The following is a 24,661-nucleotide window of genomic DNA, read 5'->3' on the forward strand; positions in this document are numbered from 1 at the left end:
GCAGAAGGAGGAGGATCCCGTGAGCCGACGCTCCGGCATCCTCGAGTTCGCCGTTCTCGGACTGCTCCGCGAGTCTCCGATGCACGGCTATGAGCTGCGCAAACGCCTCAACACCTCGCTGGGGATCTTCCGTGCGTTCAGCTACGGGACGCTCTACCCGTGCCTCAAGACGCTGGTGGCCAGCGGCTGGTTGATCGAGGAGCCCGCGAGCGACCCGGCGGACACCACGCCCGCCTCCTCCCTCACGGGACGCCGGGCCAAGATCGTCTACCGGCTGACGGCGGAAGGTAAGGAGCACTTCGAGGAGCTGCTCTCGCACACCGGTCCGGACTCCTGGGAGGACGAGCACTTCGCGGCACGCTTCGCCTTCTTCGGGCAGACCGAACGCGAGGTGCGGATGCGGGTGCTCGAAGGCCGGCGCAGCAGGCTGGAGGAGCGCCTGGAGAAGATGCGCGCCTCCCTCGCCCGCACGCGTGAACGACTCGACGACTACACACTTGAGCTGCAGCGGCACGGCATGGAGTCCGTGGAGCGCGAAGTGCGCTGGCTGAACGAGCTCATCGAGAGCGAGCGGTCGGGACGGGACCGGAGACGGTCCTCGCCCGAGGGCTCTGCTCAGCAGGACACATCAGGAGAGACGGGCGGCCTGCCCCGGCGCCGGGGTGACACCCCGCCGGATCCGTCCGACGACACCGCCAAGTGAAGTCACCGCACTCCGCGGGGACTTCATCGGAAACACCGATCACACAGGGAGCAACCGGAATGGGTTCGGTTCGCGTAGCCATCGTAGGCGTGGGCAACTGCGCCGCCTCGCTGGTGCAGGGCGTCGAGTACTACAAGGACGCAGATCCGGCCGGCAAGGTGCCCGGCCTGATGCACGTCCAGTTCGGCGATTACCACGTCAGCGACGTCGAGTTCGTCGCCGCCTTCGATGTCGACGCGAAGAAGGTCGGCCTCGACCTCGCGGACGCCATCGGCGCCAGCGAGAACAACACCATCAAGATCGCGGACGTGCCGAACACGGGCGTCACCGTCCAGCGCGGCCACACCCACGACGGTCTGGGCAAGTACTACCGCGAGACGATCGAGGAGTCGGCGGACGCCCCGGTCGACGTCGTCCAGGTCCTCAAGGACCAGCAGGTCGACGTTCTCGTCTGCTACCTGCCCGTCGGTTCCGAGGTCGCCGCGAAGTTCTACGCGCAGTGCGCCATCGACGCCAAGGTCGCCTTCGTCAACGCCCTCCCGGTCTTCATCGCCGGCACCAAGGAGTGGGCGGACAAGTTCACCGAGGCCGGTGTCCCGATCGTCGGCGACGACATCAAGTCCCAGGTGGGCGCCACCATCACGCACCGCGTGATGGCGAAGCTCTTCGAGGACCGCGGTGTCATCCTGGACCGCACGATGCAGCTGAACGTCGGCGGCAACATGGACTTCAAGAACATGCTCGAGCGCGAGCGCCTGGAGTCCAAGAAGATCTCGAAGACGCAGGCCGTCACCTCGCAGATCCGTGACCGTGAGCTCGGCGAGGACAACGTCCACATCGGCCCCTCGGACTACGTGGCCTGGCTGGACGACCGCAAGTGGGCGTACGTGCGCCTTGAGGGCCGCGCCTTCGGTGACGTCCCGCTGAACCTGGAGTACAAGCTCGAGGTGTGGGACTCCCCGAACTCGGCCGGTGTCATCATCGACGCCGTCCGTGCGGCGAAGATCGCCAAGGACCGCGGCATCGGCGGCCCGATCCTCTCGGCTTCGAGCTACTTCATGAAGTCGCCGCCCGTCCAGTACTTCGACGACGAGGCGCGCGAGAACGTCGAGAAGTTCATCAAGGGCGAGACCGAGCGCTGAACCGGCTCTCAGGTCCGACCGCATCACCGGAGAGCTGAGCGGCGACGCTCACCTCCTCCTGCCGCACGTCGGGGGTCCCCGGGCAATCCGCCCGCGGACCCCCGACGTGTGTGACGCTTGCTCCCATGTCTGTCGCGCGTGATCTGGGCACCCTGCTGCGCCTGCGGAACTTCCGCCGCCTGCTCACCGTGCGGCTCCTCTCCCAGTCCGCCGACGGCGTCTACCAGGTCGCCCTCGCCGCGTACGTGGTCTTCTCCCCGGAGAAGCAGACCTCGGCGGCCGCCATCGCCTCGGCCATGGCGGTCCTCCTCCTCCCGTATTCGCTGATCGGCCCCTTCGCCGGCGTGCTGCTGGACCGCTGGCCCCGCCGCCAGGTCTTCCTGTACGGGAACCTCCTACGCGCCTCCCTGGCCTGCTGCACGGCCCTGCTGATCCTGGCCTCCGTACCGGACTGGCTCTTCTACGCCTCGGCCCTCTGCGTCACCGCCGTCAACCGCTTCGTGCTGGCCGGGCTCTCCGCCTCGCTGCCACGGGTGGTCGACGACGACCGGCTCGTCATCGCCAACTCGCTCTCCCCGACAGCCGGCACCCTCGCGGCCACCGCGGGCGGTGGCCTCGCCTTCGTCGTACGGCTGGTGGCCGACGAGTCCGATGCGGCCGTCGTCCTGCTGGGCGCCCTGCTCTATCTGCTCTCCGCGCTGGCGTCGCTGAGCCTGCCGCGCACCCTGCTGGGACCCGATCCCGACGGAACGCCCCTCCGGCTGCGGGCCGCACTGGCCGTCACGGCCCACGGGCTCGTCGCCGGGCTGCGGCACCTGGCGGAGCGGACCCACGCGGCCCGGGCGCTGGCCGCGATGACGGTGCTCCGCTTCTGCTACGGCGCGCTCACCGTGATGGTGCTCATGCTCTGCCGCTACGCCTGGTCGGACGACGGCTCCGACGGACTGGCCCTGCTCGGCCTGGCGGTCGGAGCCTCCGGCGCGGGCTTCTTCGTCGCCGCCGTGGTGACCCCCTGGGCCGTGGGACGGGTCGGCCGGTACGGATGGATCGTTGCCTGTGCCGGATCCGCGGCTGTCCTGGTACCGGCGCTGGGCCTCTCCTTCACTCCCGTACCGATGCTGCTCGCCGCCTTCGTGCTCGGTGTCGTGACCCAAGGAGCGAAGATCGCGACGGACACGGTCGTCCAGACCTCGGTGGACGACTCCTTCCGCGGCCGCGTCTTCTCGCTCTACGACGTGCTGTTCAACGTCGCGTTCGTGAGCGCGGCAGGGGTCGCGGCGCTGCTGCTCCCCCCGGACGGCAGGTCCGTGACCGTGGTGGCGGGAGTGTCCGTGCTGTACGCGGCCGTCGCGGTGGCGATGTTCCGCCGGCGCTGCACGAGCAGCGGCGGGTAGCCGGTCCCGTATGTGGGGAGGGGCGTTGTTTCACGTGAAACAACGCCCCTCCCCACATACGGTGCTGGTGATGTTTCACGTGAAACATCACCAGCATCGACTCAGCTCTGCTCCGCCCACCACTCCTTGAGCGCCGCCACCGCCGCGTCGCGCTCCATCGGGCCGTGCTCCAGCCGCAGCTCCAGCAGGAACGCGTACGCCTTGCCGATCACCGGCCCGGGACCCACACCGAGGATCTGCATGATGTCGTTGCCGTCCAGATCCGGGCGGATGGAGTCGAGCTCCTCCTGCTCCTGGAGCAGGGCGATCCGCTCCTCCAGCCCGTCGTACGTCCGGGAGAGGGCGTTCGCCTTGCGCTTGTTCCGGGTCGTGCAGTCCGACCGGGTCAGCTTGTGGAGGCGTTCGAGGAGCGGCCCGGCATCGCGCACATACCGCCGGACGGCGGAGTCGGTCCACTCCCCGTCGCCGTACCCGTGGAAGCGCAGGTGAAGCTCGACCAGCTTCGCGACGTCCTTGATCAGGTCGTTGGAGTACTTCAGCTCGGTCATGCGCTTCTTGGTCATCTTGGCGCCCACCACCTCGTGGTGGTGGAAGGAGACCCGGCCGTCCTTCTCGAACCGCCGCGTCCTCGGCTTGCCGATGTCGTGGAGCAGCGCCGCGAGACGCAGCACCAGGTCGGGGCCGTCCTCCTCCAGGTCGATGGCCTGCTCCAGGACGGTCAGCGAGTGCTCGTAGACGTCCTTGTGGCGGTGATGCTCGTCACTCTCCAGCCGTAGCGCCGGGAGCTCGGGCAGCACATGGCCGGCCAGCCCGGTGTCGACGAGAAGCCCCAGGCCCTTGCGCGGGTGGGCGGAGAGAAGGAGCTTGTTGAGCTCCTCGCGGACCCGCTCGGCGGAGACGATCTCGATCCGGCCGGCCATCTCCGTCATCGCGGTGACGACCTCCGGGGCGACCTCGAAGTCGAGCTGCGCGGCGAACCGGGCAGCACGCAGCATGCGCAGCGGGTCGTCCGAGAAGGAGGCCTCGGGCGTTCCCGGGGTGCGCAGCACGCGCTCGGCCAGGTCCTTCAGGCCGCCGTGCGGGTCGATGAACTCCTTCTCCGGCAGCGCGACGGCCATCGCGTTGACGGTGAAGTCCCGGCGCACGAGGTCTTCCTCGATGGAGTCGCCGTAGGACACCTCCGGCTTGCGCGAGGTCCTGTCGTACGCCTCCGACCGGTAGGTCGTGACCTCGATCTGGTAGCCGTCCTTCTGGGAGCCGACGGTACCGAAGGCGATCCCGACCTCCCACACCGCGTCGGCCCAGGGACGGACGATGGCCAGCACGTCCTCCGGGCGGGCATCGGTGGTGAAGTCCAGGTCGTTCCCGAGCCTGCCGAGCAGCGCGTCGCGGACCGAGCCGCCGACCAGCGCGAGGCCGAATCCGGCCTGGCGGAATCGGCGGGCGAGGTCGTCGGCGACCGGGGACACGCGCAGCAGCTCACTCACCGCGCGATGCTGCACCTGGTTCAGGGCACTGGCGTTCTCTTCGTTGGCGTTCGGCACAACAGAAAAGGGTACGGGCACCGACCAGCCGCGGCGTCATCGTTTATCCGGACCCTGCGGGCCTCCCGCGATCATGTGAACCGGACCCCAGCACTTCGGCCCTCCGCACCTCGTTACCATGCGGGGACGCAGGACCGACAACGATCGACAGACTCCGATGACGACGAGGGACGGGTAGGCGCGTGGCCCAGGCGGCAGACATCCAGGGGATGCGTCCCTCTCCTGCCCGCCGGTGGCTGCGGCGCACGGCCTCGGCGGTTCTCGGAGCTCCTCTGCTGGCCGGACTGCTGGCTCTTCCGGCCGCCGGAAGTGCGGACGCCGCCGAACCGGTGAAGGCCCCCACCGGGTCCAGCACGGTGGACGTGTCCCTGGACACGCTCTCCCCCGCCGCCCCTGTGGAGGGCGACACCCTGACCGTCTCCGGGACACTCACCAACAAGGGCAAGGAGACGATCGACGACGCCGAGGTCGACCTGCGGGTGGGACCCCGGCTCTCCGGCCGCGGAGAGGTCGACGACGCCGCCAAGCGCGAGGGCTACACCCCAGGCGCCGACCCGGAGCCGATCGACGGCAAGTACACGGTGAAGATCCCCAAGCTCGCCAAGGGGATCAGCCAGAACTTCACGCTCGCCGTTCCCGTGGACAAGCTGGACCTCGACGCGTCGGGCGTCTACCAGCTGGGCGTCTCGGTCTCCGGCCGCACGGCGGCCGCCCCGTACGAGCAGGTGCTGGGCATCGAGCGCTCGTACCTCCCGTGGCAGCCCGAGAAGAGCGACAAGAGGACCGAGCTCACCTTCCTCTGGCCGCTGATCGCCTCCCCGCACGTCACCGCCGAGACGCGCTCGGACGAACAGCAGACGCCGGTGTTCGCCGACGACGAGCTGGCCGAGGAGCTGGCGCCGGGCGGGCGGCTGGAGCAGATGGTCGCCCTGGGCAGCCGCCTCCCCGTCACCTGGGTCATCGACCCGGACCTCCTGGCGAGCGTCGCCGCGATGGCCGGCGGATACGGGGTGAAGTCCGGTGGCACGACCGTCCCGGGCAAGAACGGGGCCGTCGCCGGACAGTGGATCACCGCCCTGCAGAAGGTCGTCGAGGACGGCAAGGTGATCGCGCTGCCGTTCGCCGACCCGGACCTGGCCTCCATCGCGCACCGCGGCAAGGGCGTGTCCGGCACGCTCAGCCATCTGCAGAACGCCTCCACGGTGGGTGCCTCCACGGTGGAGACCATCCTCCACGTGAAGCCGTCCACCGACTTCGCCTGGCCTGTGAACGGCGCGGTCGATTCGGGCATCGTCGATGTGGCGACCTCCGCCGGTGCCCACCATGTGATCGCCCGCAGCGACAGCTTCCAGGAGACCGGAGGTCTGCCGTACACCCCGACGGCGGCCCGGCCGATCGGCGGGGGCACCACCGCCGTCGTCGCCGACTCCCGGCTGTCGACCGCCTTCAACGGCAACCTGCTCCGGGCAGGTGACTCGACCCTCGCGATCCAGAAGTTCCTGGCGCAGACGCTCGCCCTGAACGAGCAGGCGCCGGACAATGAGCGCTCCATCGTCGTGGCACCTCAGCGGATGCCCACGACCACTCAGGCGCAGTCGATGGCACGCGCGCTGGAGGCCCTGTCGGGCGACCGCTGGACGCAGCCGCAGGACCTGGTCGCCGCCGCCGAGGCGAAGCCGGACCCGCTGGCGACCACGAAGGTGCCAAGGGCCTCCGCGTACTCGAAGAAGCTCCGCAGCCAGGAGCTGCCCACCCAGGCGTTCCAGGAGATCCGGGCCACTCAGGGCTCCATCGACAGCTTCGAGACCATCCTCACGCTGCCCGAGCGCGTGGTGACCCCCTTCGGCAACGCGGTGAACCGCTCGATGTCGACGTCCTGGCGAGGCCGCCCCGAGGAGGCGCGGACCTACCGGGGCGATGTGCTCAAGCACCTGAAGGACCTCACCGGCGAGGTCCAGCTGATCGACAAGTCGGACGTCACGCTCTCCGGCCGCAGCGCGACGATCCCGGTGACCGTGCAGAACAAGCTGTTGCAGGGCGTCGACCGGCTCGTCCTCAGGCTGACCTCGGACAACATCCGCCTGAAGTTCAACGACGGCGGGACGATGGCCGAGCTGCCGGTCCGGATCGCGGGTGGGCACAGCCAGTCGGTGAAGTTCGACACGGCGACCAGCGCCAACGGACGCGCCCAGGTCACCGCCCGGCTCTTCACCGAGGACGGCACACCGTACGGCGAGGAGATGACCTTCACCGTGAAGGTCTCCGAGGTCACCCCCACCGTCCTGCTCGTCATCGCCGGCGGGCTGCTCCTCCTGGTGCTGGCAGGCGTCAGGATGTACAGCCACCGCAAGCGCGCCGTGGCAAGCGACACGGCGAACGGCGGCGGCGGCGAACCCGAGCAGCCGAGTGACCCGACCCCGGACACCGGACCGGAAAGCGGGGCCCCGTCGGGAACGGGTGAGAAAGTGGACCGTTGAGCGATGTCTGGCGTGGCCGGTCGGCCGGGGACGATGAGGTAGGGGTTTCGATGAACGCGCCGTACGACGGTGACCGCGGCGAGGGCGCCGGCGGAGCGGGGTCTCCGGCCGGCCCCCCGGTCCCTCCGGGCCCGGGCCAGGACGGCCAGGTGCCGCCCGACCCGTACCTCCAGCACGCCTACGAGGACGATCCCTACCGGGCGCGGGACCTCGCGGCCCAGGACCCGGTGGGCGAGGCGCTCTACGACCGCGCGTCCCACCCGCCGCCGCCTCCCGGCTCCTACCAGGAGCCGCAGGCGCTCTACCAGCAGCCGCCTGCCGCCCCCTACGCCCCCGACCCGCGCATCTGGGCCCAGACGCCGCCGCCGGAGCCCTCGGGGCCCTCACGCCACCTCCCGTACGGCGACCGCCCGGCGACCACGCAGTTCGTCGGGGTCGACGACCTGGTCACCCAGGCCTCCGGCGACCGGCAGGAGCCCGACGCCTTCGCCCACCTCTTCCGGGACCAGGAAGGGTCCGGGAAGCCTCCGGTCCCGGCCCAGCCGGAACCGCTGCCCGCTCCCGTCCCGCCGAAGTCCGGCGGCGGCAAGTTCTCCGGAGTGCTGAAGTCCAGCGCGCTGATGGCGGCCGGCACCCTCGTCTCCCGGCTCACCGGCTTCATCCGCTCGCTGGTGATCACCGCGGCGCTCGGCGCCGCGCTGCTCGGTGACAGCTTCACCATCGCGTACACGCTGCCGACCATGATCTACATCCTCACCGTCGGCGGCGGTCTCAACTCGGTCTTCGTCCCGCAGCTCGTCCGCGCCATGAAGGACGACGAGGACGGCGGCGAGGCCTTCGCCAACCGGCTGCTGACCCTGGTGATGGTCGCGCTCGGCCTGATCGTGGCCATCGCGGTCCTCGTCGCGCCGGTGCTGATCCAGCTGATGTCGAACACCATCGCCGACGACGTCGCCGCCAACAGCGTCGCCGTCACCTTCGCCCGGTACTGCCTGCCCACCATCTTCTTCATGGGCGTGCACGTGGTGATGGGTCAGATCCTGAACGCCCGGGGCAGGTTCGGCGCGATGATGTGGACCCCGGTCCTCAACAACATCGTCATGATCATCACGTTCGGCCTCTTCATCTGGGTCTACGGCACCTCCGCCGAGTCCCGGATGGGCGTGGACACCATCCCGCCGGAGGGCATCCGGCTGCTGGGGATCGGCACCCTTCTCGGGCTGGTCGTCCAGGCGCTGGCGATGATCCCGTACCTGCGCGAGGCGGGCTTCCGCTTCCGTCCCCGCTTCGACTGGCGGGGCCACGGACTCGGCAAGACGGTCAAGCTCGCCAAGTGGACCGTGCTGTTCGTCCTGGCCAACCAGGCCGGCGTCCTGGTCGTCACCCAGCTCGCCACCGCGGCGGGCAAGCTCTCCGACAAGGACGGCACCGGCTTCCTGGCCTACTCAAACGCCCAGCTGATCTGGGGCATGCCGCAGGCCATCATCACCGTCTCCGTCATGGCCGCGCTGCTGCCCCGCATCTCCCGGGCCGCCCACGACAACGACCCCGGCGCGGTCCGCGACGACATCTCGCAGGGGCTGCGCAACTCCGCCGTCGCCATCGTCCCGGTCGCCTTCACCTTCCTCGCGCTCGGCCTGCCGATGTGCACCCTGCTGTACGCGTCCAGCGGCGCCGAGGCCGCCCGCTCCATGGGCTTCATCCTGATGGCGTTCGCGCTCGGCCTGATCCCGTACTCCGTGCAGTACGTCGTGCTCCGCGGTTTCTACGCGTACGAGGACACCCGCACGCCCTTCTACAACACGGTCATCGTGGCGGCCGTCAACGCCGCCGCCTCCGCCCTCTGCTACGTCGTCCTGCCCGCCCGCTGGGCCGTCGTCGGCATGGCCTTCTCCTACGGTCTGGCCTACGCGGTCGGTGTCGGTGTCGCCTGGCGCCGACTGCGCACCCGGCTCGGCGGCGACCTCGACGGTGCGCATATCGTGCGAACCTACGCCCGGCTCTGCATGGCGGCGGTACCCGCGGCCGTCATCGGCGGCGGCATCGGCTTCGCGATCCTCGAACTTCTCGGCACGAGCGCTCTTGGATCGCTGGCCGCGCTGATCTGTGGCGGCACCCTCCTCATGGGCGTCTTCTTCGTCGCGGCGAAGAAGATGCGCATCGAAGAGGTCAACGGCCTGGTCGGCATGGTCCGTGGACGGCTCGGACGCTGAATGAGCGCACGGCCGCACAACCATCGCCGGACTCCGCGTGTCGTGGATAGCGCCGGAGTGTGGGCACAATTGGCGTGACTGTGGCGAGCTGGCCGGCTTCGCGCAACGGATGGGGAGGCAGGAACGACGGTGGCGGAACGTAGCACGGCTGCCGTCGACGTGGCCGACAACGGCGGCGACGAGCCGTCGGCCGCCAAGGCGGACGAGGCGACGAACGACGGAACGACGCAGGCCGAGGAGACCGGGGACGCGGGCCCCGAGAAGCCCGGGAGCTCCGAGGGCCAGGACGACGGGCGGGCCCGTTCCGAGACCGTTCCGGCGACCCCCGACGTACACAGCGGCCACAAACTGGCCGAGCGCTACCGGCTGGAGGAGTGCGTCACCCGTCTGGACGGCTTCAGCAGCTGGCGGGCGGTCGACGAGAAACTGCGCCGCGCGGTCGGCGTGCACCTGCTGCCCGCCGGCCACCCCCGGGCCCGCTCCGTGCTGGCCGCGGCCCGGTCGTCCGCCCTGCTCGGCGACCCCCGCTTCGTCCAGGTCCTGGACGCCGTCGAGGAGGACGACCTCGTCTACGTCGTCCACGAATGGCTCCCGGACGCCGTCGAGCTCACCGCTCTGCTGGCCGCCGGACCGATGGAGGCCCACGACGCCTACCAGCTCGTCAGCCAGCTCTCCCACGCGATGGCCGCCGCCCACCGCGAAGGCCTGACGCACCTTCGGCTCACCCCCGGCGCCGTACTGCGCAGCTCCACCGGCCAGTACCGGATCCGCGGCCTCGCGGTGAACGCCGCCCTGCGCGGCATCACCTCCGAGCGCCCCCTGCGCCAGGACACCGAGGCGATCGGCGCACTGCTGTACGCGGCACTGACCAAGCGCTGGCCGTACGAGAGCGACGCGTACGGCCTCTCCGGGCTGCCCAAGGGCATGGGGCTCATCGCTCCGGACCAGGTCCGTGCCGGCGTCCACCGCGGCCTCTCCGAACTCGCCATGCGCGCGCTGGCCAACGACGGGGCCACCGCGTCCCGGCAGGAACCGCCCTGCACCACCCCGGACGAACTGGCCAAGGCCGTCGCGGCGATGCCGCGCGTCCGGCCGCCGGAGCCCACGTTCGCCGCCCAGCCCGTCTACCAGACGACCTATCAGCAGGGCACGTACGGACGGCCGTCCAGCCATCCCCCGTCCGCGACCCAGCCGGTGCTGGCACCACCCCCGGCGCCTCTCCAGAGCCGTACCGGACGGATACTCAAGTGGAGCGTCTCGGCACTGCTCATCGCCGCGCTCGGCCTCGGCAGCTGGCAGCTCGCGGAGATCCTGCTCGACCAGCGCAAGGGCTCCGACGACACCGGCGTCACCCAGCAGACCGACGACGAGAAGCCGGCCCCCGCCCCGCCCAAGCCGCTGATCATCGCGGACGCCACCGAGTTCATGCCCGACGGTTCGGGGATCCAGCCGGGCGACGTACCGAACGCCATCGACGACGACTCGTCCACGGCCTGGATCACCCCTCGCTACCGGGGCTTCGCCAACTTCGGCAACCTGCCCCAGCGCCAGCAGGGCAGCGGGATCATCGTCGACCTCGGGAAGGTCCAGGACGTCCGCTCCATCGAGGTGGACATGTACCGCCCCGGCCAGACGACTGCGGTGTTCGGCGCGGGGCCGGACGCCTCGTCACCGTCCTCCTCGGCGGACTTCCCGCAGCGGATCGCCGAGAAGCAGGTCGCGGGCCGGACGCTCAAGGAGGAGCTGGAGAAGCCCATCCGGACGCGCTACATCCTGATCCACGTCACGGAGCTGCCCGAGGACGGCACCGGCGGCTACCGCGGCGGGATCGCGGGAATCTCCGTCCTCGGCTGATCGGGGAGCTGGTGTGGAGACTCCGCACCGGCCCTGATCATCCGGCGCGCGGCCCGTTAATGTGGCACACGACATCGGATCCGTTTCGGAGGGGGAGCACGGTGGATTCCGTTCCACCAGAGGCACCGAGCGACTCGGACCTGCTCGCCCTCCATGTGGCGGGCGACCCCGACGCCTTCGGTGAGCTCGTACGCCGCCACCGCGACCGGCTGTGGGCCGTCGCGCTGCGCACGCTCGGGGACAGGGAAGAGGCCGCCGACGCCGTCCAGGACGCCCTCGTCTCCGCCTTCCGGGCCGCCCACACCTTCCGCGGCCAGTCCGCCGTCACGACCTGGCTGCACCGCATCACCGTCAACGCCTGCCTCGACCGGGTCCGCAAGGCCGCTTCCCGCAAGACGTCACCGGTGGACGACGCGGACCGACTAGACCAGCTGCTGGAACCGCACGAGTCGGCCGAGGCCCCCGCCGAGCGGCAGGATCTGCACCGCCAGCTCTTCGCCGCCCTGACCACCCTCCCCGCCGAACAGCGCGCGGCCCTCGTCCTGGTCGACATGCAGGGCTACCCGGTGGCCGAGGCCGCCGCAGTCCTGGACGTACCGACCGGCACCGTGAAGAGCCGGTGTGCCCGGGGCCGGGCGAGACTGGCCCCTCTGGTCCGGCATCTGCGCGGCGGGACCGGAGCCGAGGACCCCGACGGGGAGACCCGCGTCAACGGAAGGAACCGGACGCCCGGTCCATCCGTCCCACCTGCGTCAGGACCGAAGGACACGGAAGCGAACGACCCGGCCGCTGCGAAGGGAGGAGGTGGACGCCCGTGACATCCACGACCGACACGGCTCAGCACCCGGAGGTCTCCGAGATCTCCGATCTCACCGAGGGGCTGCTCCCGCCTACCCGCGCCGAGGAGATCCGCGACCACCTCGCGGAGTGCGAGCTGTGCGCGGAGATACGGGACTCCCTGGAGGAGGTCCGCGGGCTGCTCGGCGCCCTGCCCGAACCTGAGCCGATGCCCGACGACATCGCCGCGCGCATCGACGCGGCGCTCGCCGCCGAGGCACGTACGGCCGACACCCCCGCCGATGCCTCCCGAGCCGCCGCTGTTTCACACGAGGACGATGTTTCACGTGAAACAGAAGGCGCTGAGACCGGTGTTTCACGTGAAACAGAGGGCGCGGAGACCGGTGGACCGTCCCCGCTGACGCTCCGTACCGGCTCCTCCCCGGCCCGCCCGGCGGGCCACCCCCAGGCCTCCACGGGGCCCGGGCGCAGCCGTGCCCGACGCCGTAGGCGTGCGGTGTTCCTGGGCGCCGCGTGCGGTGCCGCGATCATCGGCATGAGCGTCTTCTTCCTCCAGAACCTGTCGTCCTCCTCCAACTCGGGCGCGACGGCCGACCAGGCCGTCAGCGCCTCCGAGAGCGGGGCACACGCCTACTCCCGGGACACACTGGAGACCAAGGTCCAGGACCTCCTCGCCGGCGGGGTGGGTGCGGAGGACTTCACCGGGCAGAAGCGGTCGCCGAGCGCGGACGAGCAGATGGAGCCGGAAGCGGAGTCGCCCGGCACCAAGGCCTCCAAGAGCCCGCTGCTCGCCCCTGCGGTCGTGGTTCCGCCGTGCGTGCAGCAGGCCACCGGTCGCACCACACCGGCCCTCGCCCTCGACGAAGGCATGTATCAGGGAACCGACGCCTTCCTCGTCGTCCTTCCGCACCCGAGCGACCCGGCCCGCGTGCAGGCCTATGTAATCGCCTCCTCCTGCGTGGACACCGATCCCGGGTCCACCGGCCGGCTGCTGCTGACGGAGGCGTACGACCGCCCCTGAGGATCGCTACGGCACGTGCCCATGGTGCGACGCGGGATTGCACCACGGGAATGCATCACCCGTAGGATCCGTTGGGTGGGGTGAGAGTCGTTGAACCGACCCCGTAGGCAGTAGGCAGTCTGCAGAGACGAGGAAGAAACCCGTGAGCGACGTCCGTAATGTGATCATCATCGGCTCCGGACCGGCCGGGTACACCGCCGCGCTCTACACCGCCCGTGCCTCACTGAGCCCGCTGGTCTTCGAGGGCGCGGTCACGGCCGGCGGCGCGCTGATGAACACCACCGACGTGGAGAACTTCCCCGGCTTCCAGGACGGCATCATGGGCCCCGAGCTCATGGACAACATGCGCGCCCAGGCCGAGCGCTTCGGCGCCGAGCTGGTTCCCGACGATGTCGTCGCCGTCGACCTCACGGGTGACGTCAAGACGGTCACTGACACGGCGGGCACCGTTCACCGCGCCAAGGCCGTCATCGTCACCACCGGCTCCCAGCACCGCAAGCTCGGCCTGCCCAATGAGGACGCGCTCTCCGGCCGCGGTGTCTCCTGGTGCGCCACCTGCGACGGCTTCTTCTTCAAGGACCACGACATCGCCGTAGTCGGCGGCGGCGACACGGCGATGGAGGAGGCGACCTTCCTCTCCCGCTTCGCCAAGTCCGTCACGATCGTCCACCGCCGCGACACCCTGCGCGCCTCCAAGGCGATGCAGGACCGGGCCTTCGCCGACCCGAAGATCAAGTTCGCCTGGGACAGCGAGGTCGCCGAGGTCAAGGGGGAGCAGAAGCTCTCGGGTCTGACCCTGCGGAACACCAAGACCGGCGAACTCTCCGAGCTTCCCGTGACCGGCCTCTTCATCGCCGTCGGGCACGACCCGCGCACCGAGCTCTTTAAGGGCCAGCTCGAACTCGACGACGAGGGGTACCTGAAGGTCGAGGCGCCCTCCACCCGCACCAACCTGACCGGTGTCTTCGGCGCCGGTGACGTGGTCGACCACACCTACCGGCAGGCCATCACCGCCGCCGGCACCGGCTGCTCAGCGGCGCTGGACGCCGAGCGCTTCCTCGCCGCGCTGGCCGACGCGGAGCCCGCCGAGCCGGAGAAGACCCCGGCCGTCTGAACTGCCCCACCGCACGCCCACCCCGAGAGACCAAGGAGACCGCCGTGGCCGGCGACCTGAAGCACGTTACCGACGACACCTTCGACGATGTCGTCCTGAAGAGCGAGAAGCCCGTCCTGGTGGACTTCTGGGCTGCCTGGTGCGGCCCGTGCCGCCAGATCGCCCCCTCCCTGGAGGCGATCGCGAAGGAGCACGGCGACCAGATCGAAATCGTCAAGCTCAACATCGACGAGAACCCGGCCACCGCCGCCAAGTACGGCGTGATGTCCATCCCGACGCTCAACGTCTACCAGGGCGGCGAGGTCGCCAAGACCATCGTCGGCGCCAAGCCGAAGGCCGCGATCCTCCGCGACCTCGAAGGCTTCATCACCGCCAAGTAGGCGCGCGCCCCGGCGCGATGTTTCACGTGAAACGGGCCCACCTCGCATCGGAGGTGGGCCCGTTCGCGTATGCCGCGTCCGATCAGAGCGGTCGTAACACCGGTTCCTTCTGCACCGCCCCCAGGAGCCGGTCGAGCGCCATCTCGACGTCCTCCTTCCAGGAGAGCGTCGTCCGCAGCTCCAGCCTCAGCCGCGGATACCGAGGGTGGGGCCGCACGGTCTTGAAGCCCACCGCCAGCAGGTGATCCGCCGGGAGCACACAGCCGAACTGCTCCGCCCGCGCGTCCCCGAACGCCTCGATCGCCTTGAAGCCCCGGCGGAGCACGTCCTTGGCCACCGTCTGCACCATGACGCGGCCGAGCCCTTGGCCCTGATACCCCGGAACGATCAGACCGGTGATGAGCTGAACGGCGTCGGGGGAGACCGGGCTGGTGGGAAAGGCCGTCGAGCGCGGGACATAGGCAGGCGGCGCATAGAGCACGAACCCCGCCGGGACATCGTCCACATAGACCACCCGGCCACAGGAGCCCCACTCCAGGAGAACCGCGGAGATCCAGGCCTCCTTCTCCAGCTCCGGCTCGCCCGCCTTTACCGCAGCTTCCCCGCTGACCGGGTCAAGCTCCCAGAAGACGCACGCGCGGCAGCGCTCGGGGAGATCCTGAAGGTTGTCCAAGGTGAGCGGTACAAGCCGACGCCCCATGGCGGCGAATCCTCACTTCTCTCGCCCGCCGCATCACGTGCGGCCGCCAGCGCGTTCCGTTCATGGAACAGGCTGCCGACGAATCCCCCGACGGCTCCCAGGCCCAGCCCAACCGTCACCAGCCGGCTGCGGCTCACTGTTCGCAAGGTCCCCGCCCTCCTCCGAGGTCGATCACCGTGGATGCGCCATCCCAGATCGCATCGTATCCACCCAGAGGTGATGCGGATACCGAGAAAGGGCAAAGGGCGGGCCGTGTTCCGGTCACTGCCGGAACACGGCCCGCCCTTCACGCGGTCCTACGGACGAGCGGACGCCCGACAAGGCCCAGGGCTCAGCTCTCGTCGTCCTCGTCGGGCGCCTCGGCGAGACGGCGCTCCAGCACCTTCCCCTCGCCCGGAGCGAGAGAGCCGAGAATCCGGTCCAGATCCTCCATCGAGGCGAACTCGACGGTGATCTTCCCCTTCTTCTGGCCCAGGTCGACCTTCACCCGGGTCTCGAAGCGGTCGGAGAGCCGGGTCGCCAGGTCCGTCAGCGCGGGGGAGAGCCGCGCACCGGCCCGGGGGCCCTTCGGCTTCGGCGAGCTCGTGGGACGCGAACCCATGAGCGTCACGATCTCCTCGACCGCGCGGACCGAGAGCCCCTCCGCCACGATGCGGTGGGCCAGCCGGTCCTGCTCCTCTGAGTCATCCACCGACAGCAGGGCCCGGGCATGGCCGGCCGAGAGAACGCCCGCGGCCACCCGCCGCTGCACCGGCGGCGAGAGCCGCAGGAGCCGCAGCGTGTTGGACACCTGGGGCCGGGACCGCCCGATCCGGTCAGCCAGCTGGTCATGGGTGCACTTGAAGTCCTTGAGGAGCTGGTCGTACGCGGCAGCCTCCTCCAGCGGGTTCAGCTGGGCCCGGTGGAGGTTCTCCAGCAGTGCGTCCAGGAGGAGCTTCTCGTCGTCCGTGTCCCGGACGATGGTCGGAATCCGCTCCAGACCGGCCTCACGGGAGGCCCGCAAACGGCGCTCGCCCATGATGAGCTCGTAGCGGTCCGTCCCCACCTTGCGTACGACGACCGGCTGGAGAAGACCCACCTCCTTGATGGAGGTGACCAGCTCGGCCAGCGCGTCCTCGTCGAAGACCTCACGGGGCTGACGGGGGTTCGGCGTGATCGTGCCGATGGGCAGCTCGGCGAAGTAGGCACCGGACGTCGACTCCTGGTCCGGCGCGGACGCCGGCTCCGGCACCACCGGAGACGAGGGCAGCGCGGTCACCTTAGCGGCCGCCACCCCCCGCTCCGCCGTCAGAACCGGTCCCCCACCGGAGCCGGAACCGCTTCCGGGCCCGGGTACCTGCTTCTCCTGGGGAGCGGCGGGGATCAGCGCACCGAGCCCACGTCCCAGCCCTCTGCGTCGCTCACTCACTGGATGCCCTCCGAAACGTTCTGCTGGCTGTTCTGAATGCTGGCATGGGTGTGCTGGGCCTCGTAGTGCACCCCGACACCCCGCAGAGCGATCTCCCGGGCGGCTTCGAGGTAGGAGAGCGAGCCGCTGGATCCTGGGTCGTAGGTCAGCACCGTCTGCCCGTAACTCGGCGCCTCTGAGATGCGTACGGACCGCGGGATGCTCGTCCGCAGCACCTCCTTGCCGAAGTGGGTACGGACCTCCTCTGCGACCTGGGAGGCGAGCCTGGTCCTGCCGTCGTACATGGTCAACAGGATGGTGGAGACATGGAGATCGGGGTTCAGGTGGCCCCGCACCAGGTCGACGTTGCGCAGTAGCTGGCCCAGCCCCTCCAGCGCGTAGTACTCGCACTGGATCGGGATCAGCACCTCCGCGCCGGCCACCATCGCGTTCACCGTGAGCAGGCCGAGGGAGGGAGGGCAGTCGATGAGGATGTAGTCCAGCGGCTGCTCGTACGCCTGGATGGCCCGCTGGAGCCGGCTCTCCCGCGCCACCAGCGACACCAGCTCGATCTCCGCACCGGCGAGATCGATCGTGGCGGGGGCGCAGAAGAGACCTTCGACGTCCGGAACGGGCTGAACCACCTCGGAGAGCGGGCGGCTCTCCACCAGGACGTCATAGATCGAGGGGACATCCGAGTGGTGATCGATCCCCAGCGCCGTGGAGGCATTGCCCTGGGGGTCGAGGTCGACCACCAGGACACGCGCACCGTGCAGGGCCAGCGAGGCAGCGAGGTTGACCGTCGTGGTCGTCTTGCCGACCCCGCCCTTCTGGTTGGCCACCACGATGACTCGCGTACGGTCCGGGCGAGGCAGCCCCTCACCGGCGCGGCCGAGTGCCTCGACAGCCAGCTGGGCGGCGCGACCGATGGGTGTGTCGTCCATCGGCGGCGGTGTTTCACGTGAAACATCCTCCCCCGCGGACTCGGTTCGGGGACCGGGGACCGGATCGGTCATCGGTCCCGCGATGTTGGCGTCGGACCGCAACGGTTCACTCTCCTCGACTTCAGGCTCGCAATGAGCAGAGCCTGCCATGCTTTCGGGGTCGTGAACCAGCGAGGCCCGCTGATCTGTGGATGAATCCGGGTCTGTGGACAACTCGGTAACCCGTACGGGTTTCCGGTCGCGCGGTGTGGCAGCCGCACGACCGCGGCCGATGATTCCCTGCAGCAGAGAGCGACGTTTCACGTGAAACACGATGCCTCCGCATCGCAACTACCAGGCCACGACACTCCGCAGGGGGTACGGATGGCCGCTTTCCTGGCATTTCCCTGCTAGTCGACAGAGATCGCCTGCAAGGGGCCATCCCGGACCGCTCCTCGCCCTGCCCGTACGTATGGCGGCGGACACTCCTCAGCGGCGTCGCCGGGTGCGTCCCACCCGCGCGGCCTTGGCCCTCTTTGCGGCGAACCTCACACCGCCCGGGCTCTCGCCCACCACCACACGCACCACCGTGGACAGCGGATCGACCACACCTTCACCGACCTGGAGCACCTCGGTCTCCACCACACCGAGCTTGCTCAGAGCCGCCCTGGCACCGTTGATCTCCTCCTCGGCGGTGTCGCCCTTCAATGCGAGCATCTCGCCGTACGGACGCAGCAGGGGCACGCCCCAGCCGGCCAGCCGGTCCAGCGGAGCCACGGCGCGCGCGGTCACCACATGGACGGGCTGGAGTGTCCCGAGGACCTCCTCGGCCCTCCCGCGCACCACCGTCACATGGTCCAGGCCGAGCAGTTCGACGACCTCCTGGAGGAAGTTCGTCCGGCGGAGCAGCGGTTCCAGCAACGTGATCTTGAGGTCGGGGCGGACCAGGGCCAGCGGGATACCGGGCAGGCCGGCGCCGGAGCCCACATCGCAGACCGTGACGCCTTCCGGCACCACCTCGGAGAGCACCGCGCAGTTCAGCAGGTGCCGCTCCCACAGCCGCGGCACCTCGCGCGGTCCGATCAGGCCCCGCTTCACCCCGGCATCGGCGAGGAGCTCCGCGTACCGGACAGCTTCCGGGAAGAGCTCTCCGAATACCGCCTGCGCCTCTTCAGGTGCCTGGGGGAGCTCTGCAGCGTCCGTCACGGGGACCGTCCTTCCGTACCGCACTAGCGCACTGTGGGTGGCTGACTATCAGGCTGACAAAGATCGGCCCCGCCTGCGAACAGACGGGGCCGACAGTACAAGGATCCGGTCAGGCCGGGAGAACGACGACGAAGCGCTGCGGCTCCTCGCCCTCCGACTCGCTCCGGAGACCGGCTGCGGCGATCGCGTCGTGCACGACCTTCCGCTCGAACGGCGTCATCGGGTCCAGCTTGACCGGCTGGCCCGAGGTCTTCACGTCGTTGGCGGCCTTGGCACCCAGCTCGGCGAGGATCTCGCGCTTCTTGGCCCGGAAACCGCCGATGTCCAGCATCAGACGGCTGCGGTCGCCGGTCTCCCGGTGGACCGCCAGCCGGGTCAGCTCCTGGAGCGCCTCCAGCACCTCACCGTCGCGCCCCACAAGCTTCTGGAGCTCACGCGGGGAGTCGCTGATGATCGAAACCGCGGCCCGGTCCGCCTCGACGTCCATGTCGATGTCGCCGTCGAGGTCGGCGATGTCGAGCAGGCCTTCGAGGTAGTCGGCTGCGATCTCCCCCTCCTGTTCCAGGCGGGTCAGAGTGTCGCTCCCCTCGGCGGCGGCCTTGGAGGTGGTGCCTTCCGTCACGGGTGGACTCCTTCTTACTTCTTGGACGGGTGCTTGGGCCGCTGCGGGCCCTTGCGCTGTCCGGACTTGGCTTGGCGTGAGGAGCCGGAGGCGGACTTGCCCGCCGACGTCGGCTTGTCGTCCTGCGGTGCGTCCTGCTTCTGGAGCGAGGTCTTCGAGTCGGCCGCGGCCTCGTCCTTGGCCCCGGCGGCGACATGCGTCTGGCGCTTCGCCTTGGTCTGGCGCTTGGGCTGCTGGCGCTTGGGCGCGGCGCCCTCTCCCTCGGGAAGGACCTCGCCCTTCTTGACCGTGCCGTCCTCCTGCGCGACGAGGCTCATCTTGCTCAGTCCGGTGATGAACTTGCGCTCGATGTCGTTGCGGTCGGGGCCCTTGGCGACGATCGCCTTGACGGTCCTGCGCTGCGTCCGGCCGCGGACCTGGCCACGGGAGTCCACGGTCTTGAGCACCCGCTGGAGGTAGGCGTCCTGCGCCTTGCTGCCCGGCGTCGGGTTCTGGTTGATCACGTACATCTGCTGACCCATGGTCCAGACGTTCGTGGTCAGCCAGTAGACGAGGACACCGACGGGGAAGTTGACGCCCATCACGGCGAAGATGACCGGGAAGATGTACATCAGCATCTTCTGCTGCTGCATGTACGGGGTCTTCACCGTCAGGTCGACGTTCTTCGTCATCAGCTGGCGCTGGGTGAAGAACTGCGAGGCCGACATCAGCACGATCATGACGGCGGTCACGACGCGGACGTCCAGCAGCGTGGCGTCGAGCGACTGGAGCTTCTCGACGCTGTCGGTGAACTTCGCGGCCAGCGGCGCGCCGAAGATGTGCGCCTGACGGGCACTGTCCAGGAGGTCCTGGTTGATCGCGCCGATCTTCTTGCCCGAGGCGATGGACGACAGCACGTGGTACAGGGCGAAGAAGAACGGCGACTGCGCCAGGATCGGCAGGCACGAGGAGAGCGGGTTGGTGCCCGTCTCCTTGTACAGCTTCATCATCTCTTCGGACTGACGCTGCTTGTCGTTCTTGTAGCGCTCCTGGATCGCCTTCATCTTCGGCTGGAGCACCTGCATGTTGCGGGTCGACTTGATCTGCTTCACGAAGAGCGGGATCAGGCAGATCCGGATCAGCACCACCAGGGACACGATGGACAGGCCCCAGGCCCACCCGGAGTCATCGCCGAAGAGCGCTCCGTAGACCTTGTGGAACTGGACGATGACCCACGAGACGGGCGTGGTGATAAAGCTGAACAGACTGGCGATCGTGTCCACTAATCAGGCTCCTTGAGCATTGGGCGAGGTCTCTGTGGCCGGGCTCGGAGGTTCGGAGACCGACCCCCCGGACGGCACATCAGCGGCGGGCTCCCCGCCCTTGCCGCGGCGCAGGACGTTGCGCAGCAGTTCGTGCCACCGCGGACGCTTGCGCTGCGGGACGTGGTCCACACCGCCGGGTGACCACGGATTGCATCGCAGGATGCGCCAGGCGGTCAGCGCTGTTCCCTTGATCGCACCGTGCCGGTCGATAGCCGTATATCCATAGTGGGAACACGACGGGTAGTAACGGCAGACAGGCCCGAGGAGTGGGCTGATCGTCCACTGATACAGCTTGATGAGGGCAAGCAGCGGGTACTTCATCTCGCGCCCCCTCCCAGCAACCGCTGAAGGGCGGCATCCAGGTCTCGGGCCAGCTGTGCATGGTCGGCGTCGCCCGCACCGGGCAGCGCTCGTACGACAACAAGGCTACCGGGGGGCAGCAGTGCCAGCCGGTCGCGGACCAGATGGCGCAGCCTGCGCTTCACCGCGGTGCGGACGACCGCGCCTCCCACCGCTTTGCTGACAACGAAACCCGCACGCGGCGCGGGGAGAGTCTCCCCCGTCACGTGCGGGTCCGTTTCACCGCTGCGTAGATGGACGACGAGCAGTGGACGTCCGGCTCGACGTCCTCGTCGTACCGCGGTCGCGAAGTCCTCGCGCCGCCTCAGCCGATTCTCGGTAGGCAGCACGTCATGGACCTGTGAGCGATCAGGCGGACAGGCTGCTGCGGCCCTTGCCGCGGCGGTTCGCGAGGATCGCACGGCCGGCACGGGTACGCATGCGCAGACGGAAGCCGTGGGTCTTGGCGCGACGGCGGTTGTTCGGCTGGAAGGTGCGCTTGCTCACTCGGGGGCTCCAGAAATGATTCGTGTCTTGGCGGGACATCGCCTGGCTGTCACCGTGCGCCCACGAGGAACTCGCGTAAACGCCTTAGTGCACCGCTTCACAATCACAGATCGTGATCTTTGCCCATCGGAGGCAGGCGGCAGCAGCCATCGACAACTCGACCTGGTCACGGTACGCGCGGCTACGCCATCCGGTCAAACCGGCTCCGTGCGACCCCCCATTGTGCACAGCCTGTGGACAACAACTTGAACCGTGCGGCCCGGCCTGACTACCGTGGCTGAACTCCGGTTCTTTTCCTTCCCGACTGCCGGGCCTCACCCATCCCGACCCACCCCGTCCCGAGAACCACACATTCGTGGGACATGCGAGAGAGCGTGCCTTGTGGCTGACGTACCTGCCGATCTTGCCGCAGTGTGGCCACGAGTGCTGGAACAACTCCTCGGGGAGGGCCAGCAGGGCATCGAGCCGAAGGACAAGCAGTGGATCGAGCGCTGCCAGCCGCTGGCACTCGTCGCCGACACCGCGCTCCTGGCCGTCCCCAATGAATGGGGCAAGCGCGTCCTCGAAGGCCGCCTCGCACCGCTCATCAGTGAGACGCTGACCCGCGAGTGCGGCCGTCCGATCCGGATCGCGATCACCGTCGACGACTCCGCGGGCGAACCGCCCTCCCCGCCGGCGCCCCCCATGCACCAGTCGCACCAGAGCCAGCAGGGCCACCGCTACCCGGGCCAGCCGCGCGACGACGGCCGCGACGACGGGTACGACGGCTACGGTCACCGCCCCTCCGACGACGGCATGCCGACGGCCCGCCCGGCCTACCCCGACTACCAGCAGCAGCGCCCCGAGCCGGGCGCCTGGCCGCGTACCCAGGAGGACCTCTCCTGGCAGCAGCCGCGCCACGGCGGCTACCAGGACCGCGAGCAGCCCGCGTCCGACTCCTACCGCGAGACCGAGTCGTACCGCGACCAGCCCTCCGAGCAGTGGCGCGAGCCGTACGGCACCGGCCGGCCCCAGCAGCCGCAGCACGACTACCGCTCGCAGCCGCCCGAGCGCCAGGGGTACGAGCAACAGCGCGACCGGCACGACCAGCAGCACCGTCCCACCGGCCCCGGGCGCACCGGCGGCTCGGTCCCCGGCCCGATGGGCGCCCAGCCGGCGCCCGCGCCGGGACCCGGTGAGCCGCACGCCCGGCTGAACCCGAAGTACCTCTTCGACACCTTCGTCATCGGCGCCTCCAACCGGTTCGCGCACGCTGCGGCCGTGGCGGTCGCCGAGGCACCGGCGAAGGCGTACAACCCCCTGTTCATCTACGGGGAGTCGGGGCTCGGCAAGACCCATCTGCTGCACGCGATCGGGCACTACGCGCGGAGCCTCTACCCGGGCACCCGGGTGCGGTACGTGAGCTCGGAGGAGTTCACCAACGAGTTCATCAACTCGATCCGCGACGGCAAGGGCGACACCTTCCGCAAGCGGTACCGCGATGTCGACATCCTCCTCGTCGACGACATCCAGTTCCTGGCGAGCAAGGAGTCGACACAGGAGGAGTTCTTCCACACCTTCAATACGCTGCACAACGCGAACAAGCAGATCGTGCTCTCCTCGGACCGGCCGCCCAAGCAGTTGGTGACGCTGGAGGACCGGCTGCGCAACCGCTTCGAGTGGGGTCTGACCACCGATGTCCAGCCGCCCGAGCTGGAGACCCGGATCGCCATCCTCCGCAAGAAAGCGGTGCAGGAGCAGCTGAACGCGCCGCCGGAGGTCCTGGAGTTCATCGCCTCGCGGATCTCGCGCAACATCCGTGAGCTGGAGGGCGCGCTGATCCGCGTGACGGCCTTCGCCTCGCTCAACCGGCAGCCGGTGGACCTCGGGCTGACCGAGATCGTGCTGAAGGACCTGATCCCGGGCGGCGAGGAGTCGGCGCCGGAGATCACCGCGCCGGCCATCATGGCGGCCACCGCGGACTACTTCGGCCTCACCGTGGAGGACCTCTGCGGATCCTCGCGCAGCCGGGTCCTGGTGACGGCGCGCCAGATCGCGATGTACCTGTGCCGGGAGCTCACCGATCTCTCGCTGCCGAAGATCGGCGCGCAGTTCGGCGGCCGCGACCATACGACGGTGATGCACGCGGACCGGAAGATCCGGGCGCTGATGGCGGAGCGGCGCTCCATCTACAACCAGGTCACCGAGCTCACGAACCGCATCAAGAACGGCTGACGAAGGCTCCTCACGGCCTCACGGGACCTCACAGCAAGCTCGCAGGGCGCCTCGCGACGACCTCCCACGGTCCGCGCGAGGCGCCTTTCGTCGTCCCTGAGGACGACCGAGGGTCGCCGCGGCGGCCTCCGCCGCCCCGCCACTGTTCGAATACGGGCTGCTCAGAGGCCCTTCTCCACAGATGTGCGAACTTTCTTCCGTCCACAGCCTGGGGATCGGGAAGTTGTCCATATTGCGTCCACAGGGCCGGCTGCCGATACTCCATCAGGCCAGGTCACATGGCTGGGGATTTGTGGCCAACCGTGATCCACAGCCTGTGGACAGAATCTTCGTCCACAGGAGGCGTTCCAAGTTGTCCACCGTCGGCCCACAGGCTGGACGGTGTTGTCCCCAGCTCGGCCCGGCTTCTCCACACCTTCGTCCACTGTTCGGCAACACAACACCCGCTCTCACCGCCCGGAGTGAAAGGCGTCACACCAAGCTGCCTGATTGAGCTGTGGGGAACCGGGGTAAAGCTGGGGACAGGCCTGGGGAGAAGTGACCCCCTCCTGTGCATCGGGTGTGCAGAACTTCCGCCCGTCCACAGAAAGCCCCGGTTGTCCACGGGTGCCGCCCACAGGACCGGTGGACAAAAAACCGATGCTGACCTGCGCAAACGACGTTATCCACGGTTTCCACAGGGCCTACTACTACTACCACTCAGAGTTAGCCAGGAATCCGCTTCGAAGTGGGGCCTGTGTACAACTCGACCGGCGACCGCCTCGCCGCGTTCTGCTCGACTTGACCCCGAGCAGCAACGACTGTCGGTGCCGTGCGTCA

Annotated in this window: 21 protein-coding genes; 11 read left to right on the forward strand and 10 right to left on the reverse strand. The window is 69.2% G+C overall.

The window, feature by feature from the left end:
- Positions 1 to 19 precede the first annotated feature (19 nt).
- The 3 genes from ACIRR8_RS09580 to ACIRR8_RS09590 all read left to right on the forward strand — a co-directional run bounded on the left by ACIRR8_RS09580 (position 20) and on the right by ACIRR8_RS09590 (position 3,239).
- Positions 20 to 703, forward strand: a complete 684-nt coding sequence (locus ACIRR8_RS09580) for a helix-turn-helix transcriptional regulator (RefSeq protein ID WP_404061235.1) — start codon at positions 20 to 22, stop codon at positions 701 to 703.
- Positions 704 to 762: 59 nt separating this feature from the next.
- Complete coding sequence (locus tag ACIRR8_RS09585; protein WP_404061238.1) at positions 763 to 1,845, forward strand: inositol-3-phosphate synthase; 1,083 nt, start codon at positions 763 to 765, stop codon at positions 1,843 to 1,845.
- Between the two features lie 125 nt (positions 1,846 to 1,970).
- Positions 1,971 to 3,239, forward strand: a complete 1,269-nt coding sequence (locus tag ACIRR8_RS09590) for an MFS transporter (RefSeq protein ID WP_404061241.1) — start codon at positions 1,971 to 1,973, stop codon at positions 3,237 to 3,239.
- Between the two features lie 101 nt (positions 3,240 to 3,340).
- On the opposite strand, the gene ACIRR8_RS09595 is transcribed toward ACIRR8_RS09590, so the two are convergent.
- Complete coding sequence (locus ACIRR8_RS09595; RefSeq protein ID WP_404061244.1) at positions 3,341 to 4,783, reverse strand: CCA tRNA nucleotidyltransferase; 1,443 nt, start codon at positions 4,781 to 4,783, stop codon at positions 3,341 to 3,343.
- 182 nt (positions 4,784 to 4,965) lie between these two features.
- Between ACIRR8_RS09595 and ACIRR8_RS09600 the strand changes: the two genes are divergently transcribed.
- The 7 genes from ACIRR8_RS09600 to trxA all read left to right on the forward strand — a co-directional run bounded on the left by ACIRR8_RS09600 (position 4,966) and on the right by trxA (position 14,640).
- Positions 4,966 to 7,260 (forward strand): DUF6049 family protein, encoded by a 2,295-nt coding sequence (locus ACIRR8_RS09600; RefSeq protein ID WP_404061247.1) that lies wholly within the window; start codon positions 4,966 to 4,968, stop codon positions 7,258 to 7,260.
- Positions 7,261 to 7,310: 50 nt separating this feature from the next.
- Positions 7,311 to 9,473 (forward strand): murein biosynthesis integral membrane protein MurJ, encoded by a 2,163-nt coding sequence (murJ, locus tag ACIRR8_RS09605; RefSeq protein WP_404061251.1) that lies wholly within the window; start codon positions 7,311 to 7,313, stop codon positions 9,471 to 9,473.
- A 129-nt stretch (positions 9,474 to 9,602) separates the two neighbouring features.
- Positions 9,603 to 11,327, forward strand: a complete 1,725-nt coding sequence (locus tag ACIRR8_RS09610; protein ID WP_404061254.1) for a protein kinase family protein — start codon at positions 9,603 to 9,605, stop codon at positions 11,325 to 11,327.
- A gap of 101 nt (positions 11,328 to 11,428) precedes the next feature.
- On the forward strand, positions 11,429 to 12,145 hold the full coding sequence (gene sigM, locus ACIRR8_RS09615) for an RNA polymerase sigma factor SigM (protein ID WP_404061257.1): 717 nt from the start codon (positions 11,429 to 11,431) through the stop codon (positions 12,143 to 12,145).
- Positions 12,142 to 13,146: an anti-sigma factor family protein gene (locus ACIRR8_RS09620; protein ID WP_404061260.1), complete on the forward strand. Its 1,005-nt coding sequence runs from the start codon at positions 12,142 to 12,144 to the stop codon at positions 13,144 to 13,146. The genes sigM and ACIRR8_RS09620 overlap by 4 nt, the downstream gene beginning before the upstream one ends.
- A gap of 142 nt (positions 13,147 to 13,288) precedes the next feature.
- Positions 13,289 to 14,260: a thioredoxin-disulfide reductase gene (gene trxB / locus ACIRR8_RS09625; protein WP_404061263.1), complete on the forward strand. Its 972-nt coding sequence runs from the start codon at positions 13,289 to 13,291 to the stop codon at positions 14,258 to 14,260.
- Between the two features lie 44 nt (positions 14,261 to 14,304).
- Positions 14,305 to 14,640, forward strand: a complete 336-nt coding sequence (trxA, locus tag ACIRR8_RS09630) for a thioredoxin (protein ID WP_404061266.1) — start codon at positions 14,305 to 14,307, stop codon at positions 14,638 to 14,640.
- An 82-nt stretch (positions 14,641 to 14,722) separates the two neighbouring features.
- On the opposite strand, the gene ACIRR8_RS09635 is transcribed toward trxA, so the two are convergent.
- From ACIRR8_RS09635 to rpmH, 9 genes are all read right to left on the reverse strand, one after another.
- Positions 14,723 to 15,340: a GNAT family N-acetyltransferase gene (locus tag ACIRR8_RS09635; RefSeq protein WP_404061269.1), complete on the reverse strand. Its 618-nt coding sequence runs from the start codon at positions 15,338 to 15,340 to the stop codon at positions 14,723 to 14,725.
- Between the two features lie 331 nt (positions 15,341 to 15,671).
- Positions 15,672 to 16,748, reverse strand: a complete 1,077-nt coding sequence (locus ACIRR8_RS09640) for a ParB/RepB/Spo0J family partition protein (RefSeq protein WP_404061272.1) — start codon at positions 16,746 to 16,748, stop codon at positions 15,672 to 15,674.
- Positions 16,745 to 17,821: a ParA family protein gene (locus tag ACIRR8_RS09645; protein WP_404061275.1), complete on the reverse strand. Its 1,077-nt coding sequence runs from the start codon at positions 17,819 to 17,821 to the stop codon at positions 16,745 to 16,747. The genes ACIRR8_RS09640 and ACIRR8_RS09645 overlap by 4 nt, the downstream gene beginning before the upstream one ends.
- Before the next feature lie 318 nt (positions 17,822 to 18,139).
- The gene (rsmG, locus tag ACIRR8_RS09650; protein WP_404061278.1) at positions 18,140 to 18,856 is read right to left on the reverse strand and encodes a 16S rRNA (guanine(527)-N(7))-methyltransferase RsmG; all 717 of its coding nucleotides are present in this window, start codon (positions 18,854 to 18,856) and stop codon (positions 18,140 to 18,142) included.
- A gap of 109 nt (positions 18,857 to 18,965) precedes the next feature.
- On the reverse strand, positions 18,966 to 19,478 hold the full coding sequence (locus ACIRR8_RS09655; protein ID WP_109978597.1) for a R3H domain-containing nucleic acid-binding protein: 513 nt from the start codon (positions 19,476 to 19,478) through the stop codon (positions 18,966 to 18,968).
- 14 nt (positions 19,479 to 19,492) lie between these two features.
- Complete coding sequence (gene yidC, locus ACIRR8_RS09660) at positions 19,493 to 20,740, reverse strand: membrane protein insertase YidC (RefSeq protein ID WP_404061282.1); 1,248 nt, start codon at positions 20,738 to 20,740, stop codon at positions 19,493 to 19,495.
- A 3-nt stretch (positions 20,741 to 20,743) separates the two neighbouring features.
- Positions 20,744 to 21,103 (reverse strand): membrane protein insertion efficiency factor YidD, encoded by a 360-nt coding sequence (gene yidD, locus ACIRR8_RS09665; protein WP_404061285.1) that lies wholly within the window; start codon positions 21,101 to 21,103, stop codon positions 20,744 to 20,746.
- Positions 21,100 to 21,471, reverse strand: a complete 372-nt coding sequence (rnpA, locus tag ACIRR8_RS09670) for a ribonuclease P protein component (RefSeq protein ID WP_078949725.1) — start codon at positions 21,469 to 21,471, stop codon at positions 21,100 to 21,102. Before rnpA ends, yidD begins: the two co-directional genes overlap by 4 nt.
- A 19-nt stretch (positions 21,472 to 21,490) precedes the next feature.
- Positions 21,491 to 21,628 (reverse strand): 50S ribosomal protein L34, encoded by a 138-nt coding sequence (rpmH, locus tag ACIRR8_RS09675; RefSeq protein WP_003967884.1) that lies wholly within the window; start codon positions 21,626 to 21,628, stop codon positions 21,491 to 21,493.
- A 381-nt stretch (positions 21,629 to 22,009) separates the two neighbouring features.
- Between rpmH and dnaA the strand changes: the two genes are divergently transcribed.
- On the forward strand, positions 22,010 to 23,842 hold the full coding sequence (gene dnaA / locus ACIRR8_RS09680; protein ID WP_404061289.1) for a chromosomal replication initiator protein DnaA: 1,833 nt from the start codon (positions 22,010 to 22,012) through the stop codon (positions 23,840 to 23,842).
- The last annotated feature ends 819 nt before the right edge of the window (positions 23,843 to 24,661 follow it).

Source organism: Streptomyces sp. NPDC101178, assembly GCF_044767965.1.
GTDB lineage: Bacteria > Actinomycetota > Actinomycetes > Streptomycetales > Streptomycetaceae > Streptomyces.